Annotated in this window: 17 protein-coding genes; all 17 read right to left on the reverse strand. The window is 48.5% G+C overall.

The annotated features are described in order from the left end of the window. Positions 1-2: 2 nt before the first annotated feature. Positions 3-1,274, reverse strand: a complete 1,272-nt coding sequence (locus I6L33_RS19000; RefSeq protein WP_026141216.1) for a sugar transferase — start codon at positions 1,272-1,274, stop codon at positions 3-5. 59 nt (positions 1,275-1,333) lie between these two features. Continuing rightward, on the reverse strand, positions 1,334-2,761 hold the full coding sequence (locus tag I6L33_RS19005) for a phosphomannomutase (protein WP_216973114.1): 1,428 nt from the start codon (positions 2,759-2,761) through the stop codon (positions 1,334-1,336). Then, positions 2,761-4,209 (reverse strand): mannose-1-phosphate guanylyltransferase/mannose-6-phosphate isomerase, encoded by a 1,449-nt coding sequence (locus tag I6L33_RS19010; protein WP_201891948.1) that lies wholly within the window; start codon positions 4,207-4,209, stop codon positions 2,761-2,763. The genes I6L33_RS19005 and I6L33_RS19010 overlap by 1 nt, the downstream gene beginning before the upstream one ends. Before the next feature lies 1 nt (position 4,210). After that, entirely contained in the window at positions 4,211-5,209 is a 999-nt protein-coding gene (locus I6L33_RS19015) for a hypothetical protein (protein WP_216973115.1), read from the reverse strand. Then, entirely contained in the window at positions 5,199-5,798 is a 600-nt protein-coding gene (locus I6L33_RS19020) for a DapH/DapD/GlmU-related protein (protein ID WP_216973116.1), read from the reverse strand. The genes I6L33_RS19015 and I6L33_RS19020 overlap by 11 nt, the downstream gene beginning before the upstream one ends. Before the next feature lie 3 nt (positions 5,799-5,801). After that, positions 5,802-6,839, reverse strand: coding sequence for a glycosyltransferase family 1 protein (locus I6L33_RS19025; protein WP_216973117.1), 1,038 nt, complete (start codon positions 6,837-6,839; stop codon positions 5,802-5,804). A 26-nt stretch (positions 6,840-6,865) separates the two neighbouring features. Continuing rightward, the gene (locus tag I6L33_RS19030) at positions 6,866-7,498 is read right to left on the reverse strand and encodes a hypothetical protein (RefSeq protein WP_216973118.1); all 633 of its coding nucleotides are present in this window, start codon (positions 7,496-7,498) and stop codon (positions 6,866-6,868) included. A 586-nt stretch (positions 7,499-8,084) separates the two neighbouring features. Further along, the gene (locus I6L33_RS19035; RefSeq protein ID WP_206866717.1) at positions 8,085-8,972 is read right to left on the reverse strand and encodes a glycosyltransferase family 2 protein; all 888 of its coding nucleotides are present in this window, start codon (positions 8,970-8,972) and stop codon (positions 8,085-8,087) included. 3 nt (positions 8,973-8,975) lie between these two features. Beyond that, complete coding sequence (locus I6L33_RS22160; protein ID WP_080631936.1) at positions 8,976-9,560, reverse strand: acyltransferase; 585 nt, start codon at positions 9,558-9,560, stop codon at positions 8,976-8,978. A gap of 2 nt (positions 9,561-9,562) precedes the next feature. Continuing rightward, positions 9,563-10,198 (reverse strand): CatB-related O-acetyltransferase, encoded by a 636-nt coding sequence (locus I6L33_RS22205; protein WP_324002353.1) that lies wholly within the window; start codon positions 10,196-10,198, stop codon positions 9,563-9,565. Further along, positions 10,170-11,636 carry a hypothetical protein gene (locus I6L33_RS22100; protein ID WP_236664602.1) on the reverse strand — a complete coding sequence of 489 codons (1,467 nt, stop codon included), beginning with the start codon at positions 11,634-11,636 and terminating at the stop codon, positions 10,170-10,172. The genes I6L33_RS22205 and I6L33_RS22100 overlap by 29 nt, the downstream gene beginning before the upstream one ends. Next, positions 11,636-12,463, reverse strand: a complete 828-nt coding sequence (locus tag I6L33_RS19055) for an NAD(P)-dependent oxidoreductase (protein WP_010633430.1) — start codon at positions 12,461-12,463, stop codon at positions 11,636-11,638. The genes I6L33_RS22100 and I6L33_RS19055 overlap by 1 nt, the downstream gene beginning before the upstream one ends. A 2-nt stretch (positions 12,464-12,465) precedes the next feature. Next, positions 12,466-13,017, reverse strand: coding sequence for a dTDP-4-dehydrorhamnose 3,5-epimerase (gene rfbC, locus I6L33_RS19060; protein ID WP_017765653.1), 552 nt, complete (start codon positions 13,015-13,017; stop codon positions 12,466-12,468). An 11-nt stretch (positions 13,018-13,028) separates the two neighbouring features. After that, the gene (gene rfbA, locus I6L33_RS19065) at positions 13,029-13,892 is read right to left on the reverse strand and encodes a glucose-1-phosphate thymidylyltransferase RfbA (protein WP_010633428.1); all 864 of its coding nucleotides are present in this window, start codon (positions 13,890-13,892) and stop codon (positions 13,029-13,031) included. Then, positions 13,892-14,977, reverse strand: coding sequence for a dTDP-glucose 4,6-dehydratase (rfbB, locus tag I6L33_RS19070; protein WP_216973119.1), 1,086 nt, complete (start codon positions 14,975-14,977; stop codon positions 13,892-13,894). The genes rfbA and rfbB overlap by 1 nt, the downstream gene beginning before the upstream one ends. Before the next feature lie 781 nt (positions 14,978-15,758). Further along, positions 15,759-17,168 carry an efflux transporter outer membrane subunit gene (locus I6L33_RS19075; RefSeq protein WP_216973120.1) on the reverse strand — a complete coding sequence of 470 codons (1,410 nt, stop codon included), beginning with the start codon at positions 17,166-17,168 and terminating at the stop codon, positions 15,759-15,761. Then, entirely contained in the window at positions 17,161-20,310 is a 3,150-nt protein-coding gene (locus I6L33_RS19080) for an efflux RND transporter permease subunit (RefSeq protein ID WP_216973121.1), read from the reverse strand. Before I6L33_RS19080 ends, I6L33_RS19075 begins: the two co-directional genes overlap by 8 nt. Positions 20,311-20,313: the final 3 nt, after the last annotated feature.

Raw genomic sequence — 20,313 nt, forward strand, 5'->3', positions numbered from 1 at the left:
GATCACCGGGCCCCAAAACCGGTCAGGATAGTCCGAATGGTTTTGAACACGATGAGAACATCCAGCCAGAGGGAGAAGTGCTTGATGTAGTAAAAATCGTGTTCGATCTTGATACGGGTATCATCAGCATCAGCTGCATAGCCATGCACGACCTGTGCCCAGCCACTGATCCCGGGTCGTACGATATGACGATACATATAGAAGGGAATTTCCCGATCAAATTGATCCACGAAAGTACGCTGCTCCGGTCTCGGACCTATCAGGCTCATATCCCCCTTGAGCACGTTGAAGAACTGAGGCAGTTCATCGATACGCAACTTGCGGATCACCTTGCCCACCCGGGTGACACGCATGTCTCCATCTTGGGCAAATTGAGCACCATGCTGTTCGGAGTTCTGACACATGCTGCGGAATTTATAAATCCTGAAATCCCGATTGCCCTTGCCCACGCGGTTTTGCAAAAACATCACCGGCCCCGGACTTTCAAGCTTGATCAACACGGCAGTGACCAGCATCAGTGGTGAAAACAGCGGTATGGCAATCACGGCAGCCAGTATATCAAGGCCCCGTTTGACACAGGCATAGACCGGGGAAGGCAGCAGAGAGCCGAGCTGGTTTTCATGCAGATGATCAATCTTCACCCTGCCGGTCAGGGTCTCACTGATCTGCTTGATGTGGTAAACAGGAATGTGGGCCAGTGCACAACGGGCCAGGAAGCGTTCCCATTCCCCTGCCAGGTTGTCATCACGTAAATCAGCGACGACGGCATCATAACGCACGGCTCCCAGATCTGGCTTGTCCAACAGACGCCACTCAACCCCGGTGTGATGCATGAGCGCCTGGTAATCACCAAACGGGAGCAATGCATATTTGGGGGTACGGTAACGACGACCGATAAAGTAGACCACCCAGCAGCAGAGCAGTGCAACGATATATGACTCAAAAAGAACCTGCCTGCTATAGGGAAGACGCAGGAAGAAGAGGACACCTACCAACGACCCATAGAGAGTTGTTACCGTCGGGATCATGTAGGCAACGGGGCTTGCTCCGGGATAACGCAGGAACCGATAAAGCACGATTCCGGTCAACAGGAAGGCGATGAAAGCACCACCCAAGGTATTGATTCTGACAGCTTCAAGATGCTCCCAAAATCCCCATCCCCAACGCTCAAGGGCGGGCAGACACACAGCAAGCAAGGCTCCCAGGAAAAACAGGGAAGGAGGACTGAACAATACACGCTCATACCAGCGTGAGTGACGGCGTTGATAACTCAATGTATTACCCCATGAGCTTAAAGTTTGTGCACATTGCTTTCCAGCAAGCGATTTTAAATCTATTTTTGCAAATAACCAAGACACTGATTCACAATGGACTTCGCCCCTTCCACACTATCAGACTCGGCATAACAACGAAGCTCAGGTGCATTGCCTGAAGGTCGAAGATGCAATACATCTCCTCCGACAAATAAAACTCTCAAGCCATCGGTTTGATCGACTGACATTATATCCAGTTTGTCAAAATTCAGCTTCAGCATTAATGTAGAAATATTGGTTTGCCCAAGCTCAATTATTTCTTTGCTTTTCTCTCTGGGAAAATTTTTTAGCCGATCGGAACAGGTAAATCTATGGGGCAGCGCCTCAACCAATGTTGATATTCTGGAAGTGCGTGAGCTGACAAACAATATCAAGGCCGGCAATACTGCATCCCGCGTAGGCAAAGGAGCCAAAGTTTGTCCATTGAACGTCACCTGACTACCAAGCAGGAATCCACCATTGGCTTCAAAACCAGCCACGGATCCATATTGAGCATTCAATATCGGAAATGCTTCCAGAACATAGGGTGAACCAATTTTGGTATGGGTCACATTGGCAAATTTTCCGGATGCACTAACAGCAGTATTGCAACTGACCGGAATAGCTACTGCTTCAATACCCAGATTGGCGGCACAGAGCAAACCCAGTATGTCGCCTCTCAACCAGTTGCCTGACTCATCAGCCACCAAAGGTCTGTCACCATCACCGTCCGTCGAGAAGATGGCATCAAGATTATGCACATGGGACCATTGTCTGGCCTTCTCTTGATCTGCCTCGGAAACAGCCTCAGTATCGATGGGCACAAAATTCTCGGTCCGCTCAAGAGAAATGACTTCGGCCCCCAATGCCTCAAAGAGTACGGCATAGAGGTCGCGCCCCGCGCTCGAGTGTTCGTAGATACCAAGCCGCATGCCAGTCAGCGGTGCATGTTGGAACAGCGATGTATAGCGTGCTATGTAGGCTGTAGCAGCATCATTTTTTGCCGCCAGGCTGACCAGGTTATTTGTAACACAAAAGGCTTCTTCTGCCGAGACAATGGCCAATTCATCACTCTTGGTGATCTCGCCGTCGGGACGATAAAATTTGAGCCCGTTGCGATCAAATGGAATATGACTTCCGGTCACCATGATGCAGGGGATCCCATCATTCATAGCCTTGTAAGCCAACGCTGGTGTCGGAACCACACCGTAATAGACAGGCTCCAACCCCATGGCCTCGAGGGCCGTTGCGCAGGCCATCGCCATATCATGACTGCTGGGCCGGTTATCAATGGCCAACGCGACCTGCTTAAAGCGATAAGAAGTCCTCATCACGGCAACAAAAGCACAGGTAAATGCAAAACATACGGGAATGGTAAAATCGGTGACAAGACCTCGTGCACCACTGGTACCAAATTCAATACCACTGTGCTTGATCACTTCACTGCTCACAAGATAGTCCTGCTTCATCATTTTTCTCCCCCATCAACTCGGCCATATTTATCACTGAAGCGAATGATATCATCCTCCTCCAGATATTTTCCGGAGCGTATCTCGATCAACTCCAGGTCAACCTTTCCAGGGTTTTCCAGAGAATGTATTGCGCCTATCGGGATAAATGTGGACTCATTTTCGGTGATCAGAAACTCACGTTCGGCATTGGTCACTTTCGCGGTACCTGAAACGACAATCCAATGCTCAGCTCTGTGATGATGCATTTGCGTCGATAGACGCTCACCGGGTCTTATCAATATTTTTTTGACTTGATAACCATTTCCATCATCAATGGAGTCGTACTGCCCCCAAGGTCTATATACCTCTCGATGAGTTTTATATTCCTTACGGCCACAACGTTTCAACTCTTCGACAATAGACTTGACGTCTTGTACCTTGTCTTTATTTGAAACAAGGATCGCATCCTTTGTTTGAATAATAACCAAGTTGTCCACACCTATGGTGGAGACAAGAATAGATTCGGCAGAAACATAGTTATTATGACTTTCGGTCAAAATAACATCACCACGACTGACATTGCCGCACGCATCTTTATCCGATATATTCCACAAGGATGACCACGAACCTACATCATTCCAGCCAGCGTCCATTGGGATAACCACCGCATCCGAGGTTTTCTCCATAATGGCATAGTCAATAGAGTCACTGGGACATTGCTTGAACTCATCATTGTTGATCCGGATAAAATCGAGGTCACTTCTGATATCGTTCATAGAAGCCAGACATGCCTGATATATATCAGGACGTGACAGCTTCAATTCGGCAAGATAACGGCGTGCACTAAACATAAACATGCCGCTATTCCAGTAATACTCGCCACTTGCCAGATAACCCTTGGCAACAGCCAGATTTGGTTTTTCGACAAATTGATTGACACCATATGCTTTTTCTTCATTTAGGAAGGATTTCAGTTCACTACCACGATGAATATAACCATAGCCCGTTTCCGGCGCATTCGGAACAATACCAAATGTAACCAGCTTGCCCGATTCGGCAAACGGGATGGCACTGTTTACCGCGTTGGTAAATGCCTGTTGGTCCTTGATCAAGTGATCTGCAGCCAACACCAACAAGATCGGATCATGCGTATCATCAACATCCTTCAGACTCTGTATTGCAGCCAACGCAATTGCCGGAGCAGTATTTCGCCCTACCGGTTCGAGAATGATGTTATTGGCAAGAATATCGAGTTGGCGAAGTTGCTCAGCCACAATAAAACGATGTTTTTCATTGCACAAGATAAGGGGAGCAGTACATTCTATCTCTGCAAGCCTGTTGACAGTCTCTTGCAGCATCGAATTATTGCCATACAAGTTAAGGAACTGTTTTGGGAAATGCTCACGAGACATCGGCCAAAGCCTGGAACCAGAGCCCCCAGCCATAATTACAGGAATAACAGCCATATTAATTTTCACTTCTTGCCAACAAGTTATCAAGCCATGTAGATATGGACAACGCATCTACACTCAGCGCGGAATTCGACATCACATCCAGGTAGCTAGTACACTGGGAATCAGACCATCGTTTTCCTGTATTCCGGTCAATCACAATGACCTCTCTCATGTCTGCATGACAGAGCACTGCCGCATTCGTCGTTACTAATTGATGACCATCACCCAAGGTTTCCCAAGTACGCATGGTGAGGCCAGTTTGATTGGCATTATGTATGTCGATAACATATTCGCTATGCTCAGCCACATCAGTAATTGTTGCCCTTGCCAGTGGCTTGAATGTGAGCCACTCCTTTGGTGCAGCACGCAAGGCAGGATCAAGAAGATAGTAAAATGCAAATTGCAATTTACTCTGAAAAAATATTTTTACATATGTACTGGCATCATGTTCATGGGAGAAGATGCGTTGCAAGACGGCTACACGATCACCATGATAACTACCGATGAAACTATATTTATATTCCTTGGCAACAGCATGACTATGGTTTTTTTTATCAGAATAGAACAATGGCAAATAGCCATAGCCATACTTTTCACAATCGGCGATATCAAATGTATATGCCGCATCGGCCTTGATTGCCAATAAAGGAAACGTCTTTATATTTGAAATGGAATCCCAGCTATAACAAATGACTCTTGTTTTTGGACTGAGCTTTTTAACTTTATCGATCAGGCAAGGAGAGATACAGGTCCCCTTAACAATAATTATCTCAGCGATTCCAGAAAGCTTGTCAGCAATCGCATCAAAAATTTCAGCGCTATATCTTTTGGCTGCAACTCTTGTATATCCAAGAATATTAAATTTTATCAAAGCCTTTTCTATGGATGAGCACTGTGGTCGGTCAGAAAAAGAGAGAACCGATTCGTAGCGATGTTCAAGTTCATCTGTAAGCAAATTTTTATAATCAAAAAAATCCGGACATATCAACACGGCACCAGCATTACTTCGCATCCACAGCCACCCATTGCCCGCATTGGAAATCAAACCGCTTAATCACTCTTGCCGGATTACCTACCGCAATGGAATTTGCAGGTATATCTCTGGAAACCACCGAATTTGCGCCAATGATTGAGGCCTTGCCAATCGTTACACCAGGCAACACGACTACACCTTCGCCAAGCCAAACATTTGACTCAATCAAGACCGGCTTAGTATGCAGCATGCGCTCCCTGCAAATGGAATCAGGATGAGAGTGCTCTTCTCCACTGTAGCTACCATGATTGAGGTCCGTGATAAACACCCTGCTAGCGATCAATACATCATCACCAATAACAATACTGTCCGCTGCAGCAATATGAACCGAGTCATTTATCTGGCAACGTTCACCAATTATAACTTTGGTACCTTCAGAACCATGCGCTTCTAGTCTGCAATATCTACCCGTAGTAAATCCGCGGCCAATCTTGAATAACTTTTTACCACGGCATTCAAAGGGAGTACGAATTATTTTTGCATTACGGAATATGACTTTTGTGAAAATCACCTCCATTATTAATCTAATACATCCCAAAATACCATAATGCTCTATATAAAATTTCATGCCTTACCCCATCAATTCATGATATACGCGCAAGGTATCTTGATAGCATTTTTCCCAAGAGAATTTTTTAGCCTGAATAAAGCCATCAGTAATTAATTGTTGTCTAATACTCTCAGATTCAAGCTGAGTAAAGGCAATCCTGAACTCATCAACTGTTGCCTCTTTGACCAACAATGCGGCATCCCCAGCAACTTCAGGTATTGAGGAGGTGTTGACCGCAACAACGGGGCATCCAGAACGCATAGCTTCGGCAACAGGAATACCGAATCCTTCATAGCTGGAGGGATAGAACAAACAGTAAGCCTGGTTATATAACTCATTTAATCCGCAATCGGAGACACGCCCCAACCACTTATATCTACCAGGGATACATTCTTCTAACAGAGCAGTCTCTTCAGGAGTTAGAGGTCCACCACCCACAATTCTGAGATTCAAATAAGGAAAGTGCTGCAATGTACGAACAGCGAGCACAAAGTTTTTATACCAACCTCGAGCCCCCACAAAGACAACATTGTCACTTTTCTCGACTCCATCAATTGGAGAGTAGGATTCAGAAACCCCGTTGTATACAACCCTGATCTTATTTCTGTCAATGGGGCAAAAGCGCATCAAATCATCAGCTGTATTTTGAGAGACGCAGATCACCAGATCGCTGTTTTTAATTGCTCGAAACTTTTGCCATGAATGCATCCAGCGGGCAGGCCCTTTCCTATACAACTCGTAAGTAAAATCATGCACTGTGGTTACTGTTTTTACTCTGCGAGTAGGCAATCTATAGTGTGTCGAGTGGAAGATAATGTCATCACCTAGTGAAGATGTATCAACATCACGCCAACGCTCAAGAAATCGTTGCTTTTGGGTTACCAAGATACTACGTTCAGCATCTAATTCTATATTTTCCCCCATCACGGGAAAAAAACGCATAAAGGTCAGAAAGTTTTTTTTATCTTTCTGAAGAAATGAAAGAAACTGATTGAAATATACAGTACAACCGCCATTATTCTGAAGGCTTTCAATAATCCCGTCTATAACTAACTTCATAACTTATTTCTTCCTCTTGGGATATATTATTTTCTCACTTTATCAGATAGATAAAAAATACTAACTGAAAACATAAACAATGACGGACTAAAATACCCTACACCCCGAACAAAAAACTCTAGAACGCTGGATATAAATACCACTGACGCAAATATTTCTTTCTTATTTTCAATTTGTCCTTTACGTATTTTACTGAACACCACAGCCAAACATGTAATATATATAAGCAGAGCTATCACACCGAAAATGCCAAACTCACCCACAATCTTAGGTGCCGTTGAACCACCATCAAACTGGTTAATATCGAAACCGAGTAACTGATGCAACTTAACAGTCGCTTCTCCAGTCAATGTGGTAATGCCGAATTGTTGAAAACCGCCACCAAACCATGACAGTTGCGTTAGTGTCTTTATTGCATTTTCCCATCCTTGGTAGAGCACTAATACAGAAAGATTATTACTGTTGCTAGAAAATGAGAGTCTATCATTAAAATAACTCAGGCTTTCAGCATCAGAAAAAATTAATAATATTACTGTTGCTATCACCAAGGCCAACATGGCTACTGCTATATTTTTCCGAGTCGATAACACAAAAGCCAGCAGTGCTGCAATTAACATTGTAAAATTTTGGATATAGCCAGCCCAAAAAACTACAAACAATAGTACAGCCGTTCCTTTAGATCGACTCGACGTCAAGCAATAATACGAAATAAATGGTGCGGCGACTAATGCGAAATGCGATGGCTCTAGATAAAGAAATGTGGGCTTTGCTAAACCAGTGGAAAAAACATCCACTTTACTCAATGAGAATATTGCATTGAACAACAGAATTAGCGATATCATCAAGCAAGATCGATGAAAGTACTCGTTATCAACATTTCTCAAAAACGACGCTATTGATAACGAACTGGCCAATACGAATATCAATATAATATAGCTAAGAGAAAATCGTTCAGTGTCTGCCTTATTAAAGTTAAATTCAACTAAATTAATTATGTAATAATGAGCTAAAATAAATAGCAACAAACTAATAAGCCAGAGCACACTGGATATACCATAAACTGTCTTCGCTCTTTCTCTACACAAGGATTCATAGACAAAAAACATCGATATAACAAGCAGAGAAGAGAGTAAAATACCAACAGAGAATGATGAGGCATTGTTAAAAATCATCAATAATGATGGAAGCGCAATAAGAATGAACCATCCAAACAATAGTCTCGTGGGAAAAAATGCTATTTTCATACTACATTTTCAACCCATCTAAAATCCCCTTACCAATAGCGCTACGCAATTCGGGATTTTTTATTGTCAGCATTCTGAGAACTCTAGTCATCAGTGTGTATAAAAGGCTGATGAACTTCTTCATACCTTTAATGTTCTTTTTGATAAAATAGATACGATTTCGAGTGAGGTGATACATTCCAAAACGGGAAATATCCCCTCCCGTAGAGCTACCAACCTTATGGTATATTAATGCACTAGGTATTAATTCAACTAAAAAACCTGACTGTACGATACGATATAAAAAGTCAGTATCATCATAATATGCAAAATAGCGTTCATCCATGAGTCCAACCTGCTCCCATACATCATGGGCAATCATGAGAAAACATGTAGGAGCATAAGTAAAACGTGCCCGTCTGATGGTTTGAGGCTGATACACCTCATCAATCATGAAATGTGGAGCAACCGCCTTGAGTTCATCGATTTCCCCACCTGCATACCAAATATTACCCGCAGGATAGTTTAGAATAAGCGGACTCAAAACCTTCACATTATCATCAGTTGCTACCTTGACCAGCTCCGAAAATACAGTTGGTTGCTCAAATAACAGATCGTTGTTAATAAATACTATATAGTCACAACCATCATGTCCTGCTGCAAGAGCCCCCTGATTATTTCCGGCAGCAACACCTACATTATTACCCTGATTATCGATAAATATTGTGCTAACTGCATACTGTTCTGATAAACTCTTAGCCAAATCCAGAGATTCACTGGTTGAGCTATTATCGACTACGTAAAGAGTATAGTTTTTATAATTCTGGCAAGATAGGCTCTTGAAAAAATCAGGTAATACAGAAGGAGTATTATATAAAACGGTGACCAGGCCCAATTTCGGCGATTTCATAATTTATACAGACTCCCAGCTTTGGCTGTCAAAATTGAATTTCTTTATTACTTTCGCAGGAGCACCAGCCACAACGGTATAGTCAGGTACATCTTTGGTGACAACAGAGTTTGCGGCAACCACTGAATTCTTACCGACTGATGCCCCAATTACACAGACATTTTCACCCAACCATGCACCTTCATTAATGGTAACAGACCCTTTGCACAATATCGGCTGATCTTTGATCGGCTTGCTAGTGTCATGATATTGATGAATATTATCAGATATGTATACTTTATCTGCAATTAATACATTATTACATATGTTTACATTTTTTATAGACACTATATGTGCATATCTTCCAACATATACATCATTACCAATATTTATATTAGGATTTATATTACTATCAGTTCTTAACGCTAAAATCCACAAACCCTGTTGAAAATGGGTCCGCTCACCGATACTGATAAACTTCATCCCTTGAAGCATGTCTGGCTTGTATATTGTAGATTTTCGACCAATTTTCTTAAAGCAAAAACAATAAATATAAAAACTCAGAATACCCTTAATTTTCCTACATACTCTAAAGTAAAATTCGTACACAATCATTCCTTTTGATTATCTTTATATATTTTATTTAGATAACAAGACAATTCAGCATCTTGTAACTCCCACCATGGCTTACCATCTATCATGTCAGGAATGGTTCTGTATTTAATTACACGGGCAGGAACCCCACCAACGACAGCAAAAGGAGGTACATCTTTTGTTACAACAGAACCTGCGGCGATGACGGCACCATCACCAATATTAACACCATCTAAAATAATAGAATCAGTCCCTATCCAAACGTCATTACCAATATTAATTCGCTTGGACTCTTCGTGACTTGGTAATGAATTAATGATTGCTTCATCTATTAATTTATATGGAAAAATAGTTTTTACGGAATACAATGCAGGATGAGTGGATATCAAGTTCAGAGGGTGTACCCCAACTCCAACCCTCACGCCATCAGCAATAGAACAAAAGGATCCTATCGTACAGTTATTTATATTTGCATAACCGGCTATATATGTATACCTTCCTATATCGGAGTGGCTAACATGGGCCATACGGAAAAGTATCGTCTTATCAGAGAATCTTGATGTACTATTTCGCACCTTATAAAAGGATGACTTTATTATTATTTTTCTTTTACTAATACTTTTCTTAAATGCTGTTAACAAGCCGCTTAACATTTTTTATTCCCCGGATAATAAATATAGCAACAGGAATTAATACTAGTAACTGTATAATCATTACCGTTTGTACATTGGAGTATAACTTGGAACTCTCTAGGAAAAAAACATTAATTACAGCAGCCAATGGAAGAATAAAGAAAGAGATTGACACTAGAATATACTTTTTATCCAAATTACAGTCTAATGTATATCTATATATGTAAGCCAGCATCAATACCAGTGCTGCACAAGTTGTGGCATATGCAATACCTAAGGCTCCATACTTGCTTACGAAATATATAGATAGGAAAAAATTTAGAACACCTTCTGCTAATGGGTAGTGAGATATACTCAATTGCCTACCTTCAGAGACCATCTTCATTCCATACGGCGATATGACCATCCTTATCGCAAATGCCACGAGCAAGTAATTGAAAATTATATTTGTTTGTTCTGCTTTATCTATACCTATCCATATAGAAAGTACAAATTCAGATATATAATGAGATATGTTAACACCAACAATGATAAACAATCCGAACAAAAATGAAAGAGTAATTACTAACTTGTCGACATCATCCTTTCTCTGTAGAGAGTTGAGTTTCACTATTGGCTGAATTATTGGGTTTATTAAAGCACCAATCACCCCAACAATTGCATTAATCATAGTTAGAGCCAGCATATAGTAGGCAAGGTTAGACACATCATACTTGCCAACTATGAACCCACCAGTACCGGATATAAAATACTGGGCCATATTCCATATAGCTAAACCGCCACAAAATGATAGTAATGACCTCATTCCTGAGCTTATTCTTAGGCTTACCCTTTTACGTTCCTTCCTCTTAAAGCATAAGAAAATAACAGCGTATGATAAAATGTTAACCAAGAGGTATGTAATAGCCATAGGTAACAAACCATACTTGGATGAAATAACTACTATTATTCCAAGAAAAACTCTAGAAGTAAGGTTAACCAAGGCTAATATATCATTCCTTTCGATTCCAGTAAAATATCCGGAGAATACTGAAGAAATAAGACCAAAAGAGAATGAGAGACAGACGATTATAAATGATAGCTTATATTCACCTTCATTACCATGTACAAGCTGTGGCATAAAAAAACTAAAATTGCTTACCACTACAGCTATAGTAATAAAAGATAGAAATAAACTAACAAGAGAAAGCACTAATGCATTTGACATTACTGCTTCAAATTCTGACTCATTTTTCGTGAATTTAGCTAAAGAGGTATATCTTCCAACTGCAATTTGGCTACCAAAACCAAGCAAACTAATAAAAATTCCTGATTGTAGGATAAGAGACCAAACAGAAAATTGCTCCAATGAAAGATTGGCCAATATAAAAGGGGATATAACTATCCCCAATATTACATTTGAAAAACCATTTATTATATTGGCCACTGAGTTCTTCAGCAGTCGATTAAATCCACTCATCAGTGTGCTGCCAAATGAGTTTTAAATTCCGCTATCATCAACTCAATGTCTTCGAGTACATTCCTTGGTTGATAATCAGGGATAAGAGAGATGATCTTACGAATAGCTGTCTGAGGGAAATTTTCATTCGGGAAAGCAATGTTATGCCACACGATTTCACATGCGGTGAATTTATGCAAGACATCCGCTATTTGCTTAGCCGTAATATTATATCCCGCAGCGATATTGATGATTTGACCCACACTATCAGGATGAGTGGCCAAGGTTATACAAGCACGGGCAACATCCGTTACCGAAACGTAATCTTTTGCATAATCTTGGTCAATATACATATCGACCTTGCCGTGATTGATTGCATTACGGGTGATTGCCGGCAAGAAGAGCGGACTGTGTAGCGCAACACCATAGACATTGCTAGGTCTGACGATGGTGATGTCACGGCCACTCTTCAAGCACAGTTCTTCTGATACCAGTTTGGTCAGGTTGAACAACCGGCGCTGATCATCGGAACATACCTTCAGGTCATCTCCTTCTACTGCCGTGTCCTGGTTCATGTATACACGGGTGGAAGAGACATAAAGGAGACGCTCAAACTTGCCTCGTGCCAACAGATCGGCCAGCAAACGACAATTTGCATCAAACACGCCCAGTGGAGCATTCTTGCAGTCACCCTGTCCCGCACTGTAGATCACCGTCCCCAGATCGGTGTCGAATACACTTTCATCGTCGCGCGGCGGAACCCAGACATTCTGGCCAGCAGCTTCCAGCATGCTGACGATCTCGCTGCCGATAAAACCCCGCCCACCAAACACTGTGTAACGTTTCATGCTCACCACCCATTCACCAGGTTGTCGCGGATCTGGGCCAGCGTTGGCTGAACACTGTCTTTCGGTGACAACAGCGGCGCCGTCAACGGCCACTCGATCCCCAACGCGGGATCATTCCACAACAAACCGCTCTCATCGGTCGGATCATAGTAATCGGTACATTTGTATTGGAAATCGGCAGTTTCACTCAGTACGCAGAAGCCATGGGCAAATCCAGGCGGAATGTAAAACTGGATCTTGTTTTCCCCCGTCAGCAAGACAGATTCATGCTGACCAAAAGTAGGAGAGTCTGGCCTCAAATCGACGGCAACATCAAATACACGGCCTTGGGTCACTGTGACCAGTTTTCCCTGTGGCTTGGTTTTCTGGAAATGCAGACCACGCAGTACATTTTGTGTAGAACGAGAACGGTTGTCCTGGACAAAATCCGGCGTGATTCCGGCAGCCTTGTAACGCGCTTCCTGGTAGGTTTCATAGAAGAAACCACGTTCATCGCCAAATACTTTCGGCTCAATAATCAGCAGATCTGCAATTTTTGTTTTGATTACATTCATGTCGATATCTCTTATTTGATCAGACTCAACAAATATTTTCCATAACCTGTTTTTGCCATACTATTGCCAATAGCCTTGATCTGGTCACGGCTCAACCAGCCATTGTTAAGCGCAATCTCTTCAAGACATGCGATCTTGAATCCCTGACGTTTTTCAACGGTTTGCACGAACTGAGAAGCTTCAATCAGAGAGTCATGGGTACCGGTATCAAGCCATGCGAAGCCACGGCCAAGCTGTTCTACCTTCAGCTGACCACGATCCAGATATGCCTGGTTGACGCTGGTGATTTCGAGCTCACCACGCTCGGATGGTTTGATGCTCTTGGCGATCTCGATGACGGAGTTGTCATAGAAATACAAACCGGTGACAGCCCAATTCGATTTCGGTTTTACCGGTTTTTCCTCAATGGACTTGGCACGGAATTCTTCATCAAATTCAACGACGCCAAAGCGCTCGGGATCCATGACCTTGTAACCGAAGACGGTAGCACCTTCCTGATTGGCTATCGCTTTTTGCAACTGCTTGCCGAAGGCCTGACCAAAAAAGATATTGTCGCCAAGCACCAGGCAGACGCTGTCCTGGCCAATGAACTCCTCACCCAGAATAAAGGCCTGGGCCAGTCCGTCCGGTGACGGTTGAACCGTGTATTGCAGATTGATGCCGAACTGCTCACCGTTGCCAAGCAGGCGCTGGAAACTTTCCGAATCCTCGGGCGTCGTGATGATCAAGATATCCTTGATGCCTGCCAACATGAGCACCGAGAGGGGATAGTAAATCATCGGCTTGTCATAAATCGGCAGCAGTTGCTTGGAAATGCCACGCGTGATGGGGTGAAGACGAGAGCCTGAACCACCTGCCAGAATAATGCCTTTCATTACTTCTTCTCCCCGTACTGCTGATCGATCCAGGATTGATAGGACCCGCTCTTGACATTGTTGACCCACTGCTGGTTATCCAGATACCACTGCACTGTCTTGCGGATACCTGATTCAAAGGTCTCTTGCGGTTGCCAGGCGAGCTCGGCGCTCATCTTGCTGGCGTCAATGGCATAACGGCGGTCATGGCCAGGGCGGTCGGCCACGTAGGTGATTTGGTCGCGGTAGGAGCCGGCCTTGGGCACCATCTCGTCAAGCAGATCGCAGATGGTATGAACGACGTCCAGGTTCTGCTTCTCGTTATGACCGCCGATGTTGTAGGTCTCGCCGATCACACCAGTGGTGACCACGGTATAGAGCGCGCGGGCATGATCTTCCACATAGAGCCAGTCACGGATCTGATCGCCCTTGCCATAGACAGGCAGCGGCTTGCCATCGAGCGCATTGAGGATGACCAGCGGGATCAGCTTCTCGGGGAAGTGGAACGGGCCGTAGTTGTTGGAGCAGTTGGTGACGATGGTCGGCAGGCCGTAAGTACGGCGCCAGGCACGCACCAGATGGTCACTGGAGGCCTTGGAGGCAGAATAGGGGCTGCTGGGGGCATAGGGGGTGGTTTCGGTAAAGAGCGGCAGTGCCACACCGGGGGCCACTTCATCCGGATGGGGCAGGTCGCCATATACCTCGTCGGTGGAGATGTGGTGGAAGCGGAAGGCCGCCTTGCGTACCTCGTCCAGACCGTTCCAGTAGGCGCGAGCCGCCTCCAGCAGCATGTAGGTGCCGACAATATTGGTCTCGATGAAGTCGGCAGGGCCTGTGATGGAGCGATCGACGTGGCTCTCGGCCGCCAGGTGCATCACGGCGTCCGGTTGGTGCTGGGCAAACACCCGATCCAGTTCGGCACGGTTGCAGATATCCACCTGCTCAAAGGCATAACGTTCACTGTTTGCGACACAGGCCAAGGATTCCAGGTTGCCCGCATAGGTGAGTTTATCGAGGTTGATAACTGAATCGTTGGTATCCCGAATGATATGACGAACAACCGCCGAGCCGATAAAGCCTGCGCCACCAGTGACAAGAATCTTCATAGTTATGCTCTTGAAAAGTAATAGAAATTCGGTTCTTTTTGAACCAGTTACCATTGTTCATAGTGGTGAAAATGCTCGCTCAAATGGCGGATTTCTGACACCAACCACGAAAAAGACAATAGCTACCGCCCCTGGGTTACAGCCCCCAGATTGCTGCTTTTGACCGGATTGTGTGTGCTGTTGGCCATAGCGCCCTCCAGCTTGGGAAAATTCTGTCACCGCTCCCTGATGACAAAAGTGCGATTTCTCTTGCACATTGAACATGCCAGTTTACAAAAAAACCGCCGTCAATCGTTGCCATGCCCCAAGGGCAAAGTCCGGATTTTAGCGCCTTTCCTGGCCGCTTGAACAGCCATAACAACCCTTCCTGAAGTAAGCGATTTACGCCCTCTCCCGTAGCGGTTCTCTGCTCTTCCAGCAGAAGGAGATGATCTGCCAACCACCAACAAAGCCTCCTTTGAGGCCAAAAAGGTCGTTGCCAGCCGGATTCAAAAGTAAAAATAGTGACAAGCAACGCATTAGTACGGAGCGCGCTCACAAGACCGCCACTTTTTGCCAATCCGGATGGAGACACGTAACACTTTCTTACAATTGCCCCCCGCCGCACACGTAAAAATTCAGCTCTTCCACCAGAGTCTGATACCGATCACAACTCTGTCTGCACGACGTATTATGTCACTTGGGCTTCATATGTATATGTTTTTACAGCAAACAAACAGGGCGAACCTGATGGTTCGCCCTGGGACGGTAAGATAACGCAAGGAGGGAAGTGTGGCTACTGTCAGCTTTTTCCTTTGCTACCCTCGCTATCGGCAGCTTGCCAGCCACCGCCGACGGCCTTGTAGAGCGCGACCTGGTTGCTGAGCTGCGCCAGACGGGTAGTGATCAGCCCTTGTTTGGCACTGAACAGCGAACGCTGGGCATCGAGCCGGGTGAGATAACTGTCCACCCCCTTCTCGTAGCGTACCTCTGCCAGCTTGAAGTAGGTCTGACTCGCCTTCACCAGCGCCTGCTGGGCCTGCAGTTGCTGCTGATAGTCAGCCTGGGCGCCGAGCGTATCCGCCACTTCCTTGAAAGCGGTCTGGATGCTCTTCTCGTAGCTCGCCACCGCCTGCTTGGTGCTCACCTCGGCTACATCCAGATCCGCGATGCGCTTGCCACCGTCAAAGATCGGCAGATTGATCTGCGGCATAAAGGTCCAGGTACCAGTGCCACCGTCAAACAGCCCACTCAACTGGTTGCTGGCGGTGCCCGCCGTCGCGGTCAGCGAGATAGTCGGGAAGAAGGCCGCACGGGCGGCGCCGATATTGGCATTGGCCGCTTTCAGGCTGTGCTCGGCCGCCAGGATGTCCGGGCGCTGTTGCAGCAGGCTGGATGGGGCGCCTACCGGGATGGCCGCCAGCTGCACCTCGGCCAGGGTCGCCGGCTCGGTCATCAGCGCGGGGACGCCGGTCCCGAGCAGCAGCGCCAGGCCGTTGCGATCCTGCTTCACCTGCCGTTGGTACTGGGCCAGGCTCACCTTGGCGCTCTCCAGCGCGGTACGGCCCTGAGCCAGCTCCATCTCGGAGGCGGCCCCCAGCCGGTACTTGTGCTCGGTCAGACCATAGCTCTCCTGCTCGGTGGCCAGGGTCGCCTCGCTCAGCGCCAGCAGTTCCTGATCCGCCAGCAGGGTGAGATAGGCGTTGGCCACCGAGGCCACCAGCGCGATCTGGGTGCTGCGCTGGGTCTCGATTTGCGCCAGATAGGTCTCCAGCGCCTGATCTTTCAGACTCTGGATCCGGCCGAACAGGTCCAGCTCGTAGGCGGTGATGCCGATGTTGGCGCCGTACTGGCTGCTGATGGTGCCCTGCCCCGTGCTGCTGAGATCGTCCGATCCCTGCTGGCGGGTACCCGAGCCATTGGCAGCCAGGGTCGGCAGCTGTGCCGCCCGCTGGATCCGGTATCTGGCCTCGTAGGCCTCCACGTTGAGGGCCGCGATACGCAGATCCCGGTTGTTCTCGAGGGCCGTGGCGATCAACTGCTGCAGGGCGGGATCGAGGAACTGCTTGCGCCAGGAGGAGACGGCCGCCTCCCCCGTCTGGTTGCTCTGCCAGGTGGCGCCTTGTGGCAGCTCGGGGCGCTGGTAATCGGGGGCCATGGAACAGCCCCCCAACAGCAGAGTCACGCTCAAGGCGATCAGGGTCTTAGTCATGTTTGATCTCCTCGGCGTGGGCCAGACGCGCTTGCTTGGTGCTGTGCTTGGTGAAATAGCGCATCACCAGCACGAAGAACAGCGGCACAAAGAAGATGGCCAGCACGGTGGCACTGATCATCCCCCCCATCACGCCGGTACCGATGGCGTTGCGGCTGCTGGCGCCGGCGCCGGTACTGATCACCAGCGGCAATACGCCGAGGATGAAGGCGAGCGAGGTCATCAGGATCGGACGCAGACGCAGGCGCGCCGCCTCCACCACGGCTTCGCTCAGCCCCATGCCCCTGTCATAAAGCTCTTTGGCAAATTCCACGATCAGAATCGCGTTCTTGGCCGACAGCCCTATGGTGGTAAGCAGACCTACCTGGAAGTAGACATCGTTCTCCAGCCCACGCAGGGTGGCGGCCACAATGGCCCCCAGCACCCCGAGCGGCACCACCAGCATCACCGAGAACGGAATGCTCCAGCTCTCGTAGAGGGCGGCCAGACAGAGGAACACCACCAGCAGCGAGATGGCGTACAGAGCTGGTGCCTGGGAGCCCGCCTGCCGCTCCTGATAGGAGAGACCGGTCCACTCGATGCCGATGCCTTCCGGCAGCTGCTTCACCATCTGCTCGATGGCGGCCATGGCGTCACCGGTACTCTTGCCCGGTGCCGCTTCCCCGACGATCTCCATCGCCGGTACGCCGTTGTAACGCTCCAGTCGTGGCGAGCCGAAGCTCCAGTCGGTGCTGGCAAAGGCGGAGAAGGGCACCATCTGACCGGCGCTGTTGCGCACGTACCAGAGCTTGAGATCTTCCGGGTTCATCCGGAAGGGGGCATCCGCCTGCAGGTAGACCTTCTTGACCCGGCCTCTGTCGACAAAGTCGTTCACATAGGCAGAGCCCCAGGCACTGGAGAGCGTGCTGTTGATGTCGCTGATGGAGAGCCCCTGCGCCAGCGCCTTCTCGTAGTCGATCTTGATGTCGAGCTGGGGGGTGTCTTCCATCCCGTTCGGGCGCACCCGCACCAGGTTGGGATCCTGCGCCGCCATGCCGAGCAGCTGGTTGCGCGCCGCCATCAGCTTGTCGTGGCCCACACCGGCCCGATCCTGCAGATAGAAGTCAAAGCCGGTGGCCGTCCCGAGCTCTGGGATCGGAGGCAGGTTGAAGGCGAACACCTGGGCTTCCTTGATGCTGAACAGGTAGCCCATGGCGCGGCCGATGATGGCATTGGCACTGCGATCCGGCGTGTTGCGCTCCTTCCAGTCTTTCAGCTTGATGAAGGCCATGCCGCTGTTCTGACCGCTACCGGCGAAGCTGAAGCCCGCCACCGTCAGCACGGAGTCGACATTGTCCTTCTCGTTCTTCATGAAGTAGTCGCGCATGTCGGCCAGCACCACCTCGGTGCGCTGCTTGGTGGCACCGACCGGCAGCTGCACCATGGACATGATGACCCCCTGATCCTCTTCCGGCAGGAAGGAGGTGGGCATGCGCATGAACAGGATGGCCAGTATCGCCAGCATGGCCGCGTAGATGATGCCGTAGCGCACCCCTTGCTTGACCACCTTGCGCACCCCGCTCTGGTAGCGGTTGGCGCTGGCGTCGAAGGCCCGGTTGAACCAGCCGAAGAAACCGCGCTTGGCACCGAACTCGCCATGCTTGATGGGCTTGAGCAGGGTAGCGCACAGGGCCGGGGTCAGGATCAGCGCCACCAGCACCGACAGCACCATGGCCGAGACGATGGTGAGGGAGAACTGGCGATAGATGGCACCGGTCGAGCCACCGAAGAAGGCCATCGGCACGAACACAGCCGAGAGCACCAGGGCGATCCCCACCAATGCGCCGGTGATCTGGGTCATAGACTTGCGGGTCGCCTCGAGCGGAGAGAGATCCTCCTCGCTCATCAGGCGCTCCACGTTCTCCACCACCACGATGGCGTCATCCACCAGCAAACCGATGGCCAGCACCAGACCGAACATGGTCAGGGTGTTGATGGAGAAGCCGAACGCCGCCATGACGCCGAAGGTCCCCAGCAGCACCACGGGCACCGCTATGGTCGGGATCAGGGTGGCGCGGAAGTTCTGCAGGAACAGATACATGACGCAGAACACCAGGAAGATCGCCTCCACCAGGGTCTGCACCACCTCCTCGATGGAGATCTTCACGAACGGCGTGGTGTCGTACGGGTAGACGATCTCCATGTTGGCCGGGAAGTAGGCGGAGAGCTCGCCCAGCTTGCTGCGCACCTTCTCGGCGGTATCCAGCGCGTTGGCACCGGTCGCCAGCTTGATGGCCACCGCCGCGGTAGGTTGCCCGTTGTAGAGCGCCTCGGCATCGTAGCTTTCACCGGCCAGCTCGACCCGGGCCACGTCTTTGAGCCGTACCTTGGAGCCGTCTTGGTTCACCCGCAGCAGGATGTCGTTGAACTGCGCCACGGTGGATAGCCGGGTCTGCCCCATGATGGTGGCGGTGAACTGCTGATCGGTCACCGCCGGGGTGCCTCCCAGCTTGCCAAACGCCACCTGGGTGTTTTGCGCCTTGATGGCGGCCTGCACATCCCCCGGGGTCATCTGCACCCGGTTGAGCTTGTTGGGATCGAGCCAGACCCGCATGGAGTACTGGCTGCCGAACAAGGTGATGTCCCCTACCCCGTCCAGACGACTGAGCGGCTCTTTGATGTTGGCCACCACGTAGTCGGCCAGGTCATCGTTGGTCATGGCGCCATCTTTGGAGATGAAGGCGGCCACCATCAGGAAGCTGCTGGAGGTCTTCTGGACCCGGATCCCCTGCTGCTGCACCTCTTGCGGCAACAGCGACATGGCTTGCTGCAGCTTGTTCTGCACCTGTACCTGGGCGATGTCGGGGTCGGTTCCCGGCTGGAAGGTGAGGGTGACCGACACCCGGCCGGAGGAGTCCGACTGGGAGGACATGTAGAGCAGGTGATCCAGCCCGGTCATGTTCTGCTCGATGATCTGGGTCACCGAGTCTTCCACCGTCTTGGCGGAGGCCCCCGGGTAGCTGGCGGAGATGCCCACGGCGGGCGGCGCAATGCTCGGATACTGGGCAACCGGCAGGCCTATGATCGCCAGGCTGCCCGCCAGCATGATCACCAGGGCGATCACCCAGGCGAAAATGGGTCTGTCTATGAAAAATCGTGCCATGAG

This window comes from Aeromonas sp. FDAARGOS 1403 (assembly GCF_019047325.1).
Taxonomy (GTDB): Bacteria; Pseudomonadota; Gammaproteobacteria; order Enterobacterales; family Aeromonadaceae; genus Aeromonas; species Aeromonas dhakensis.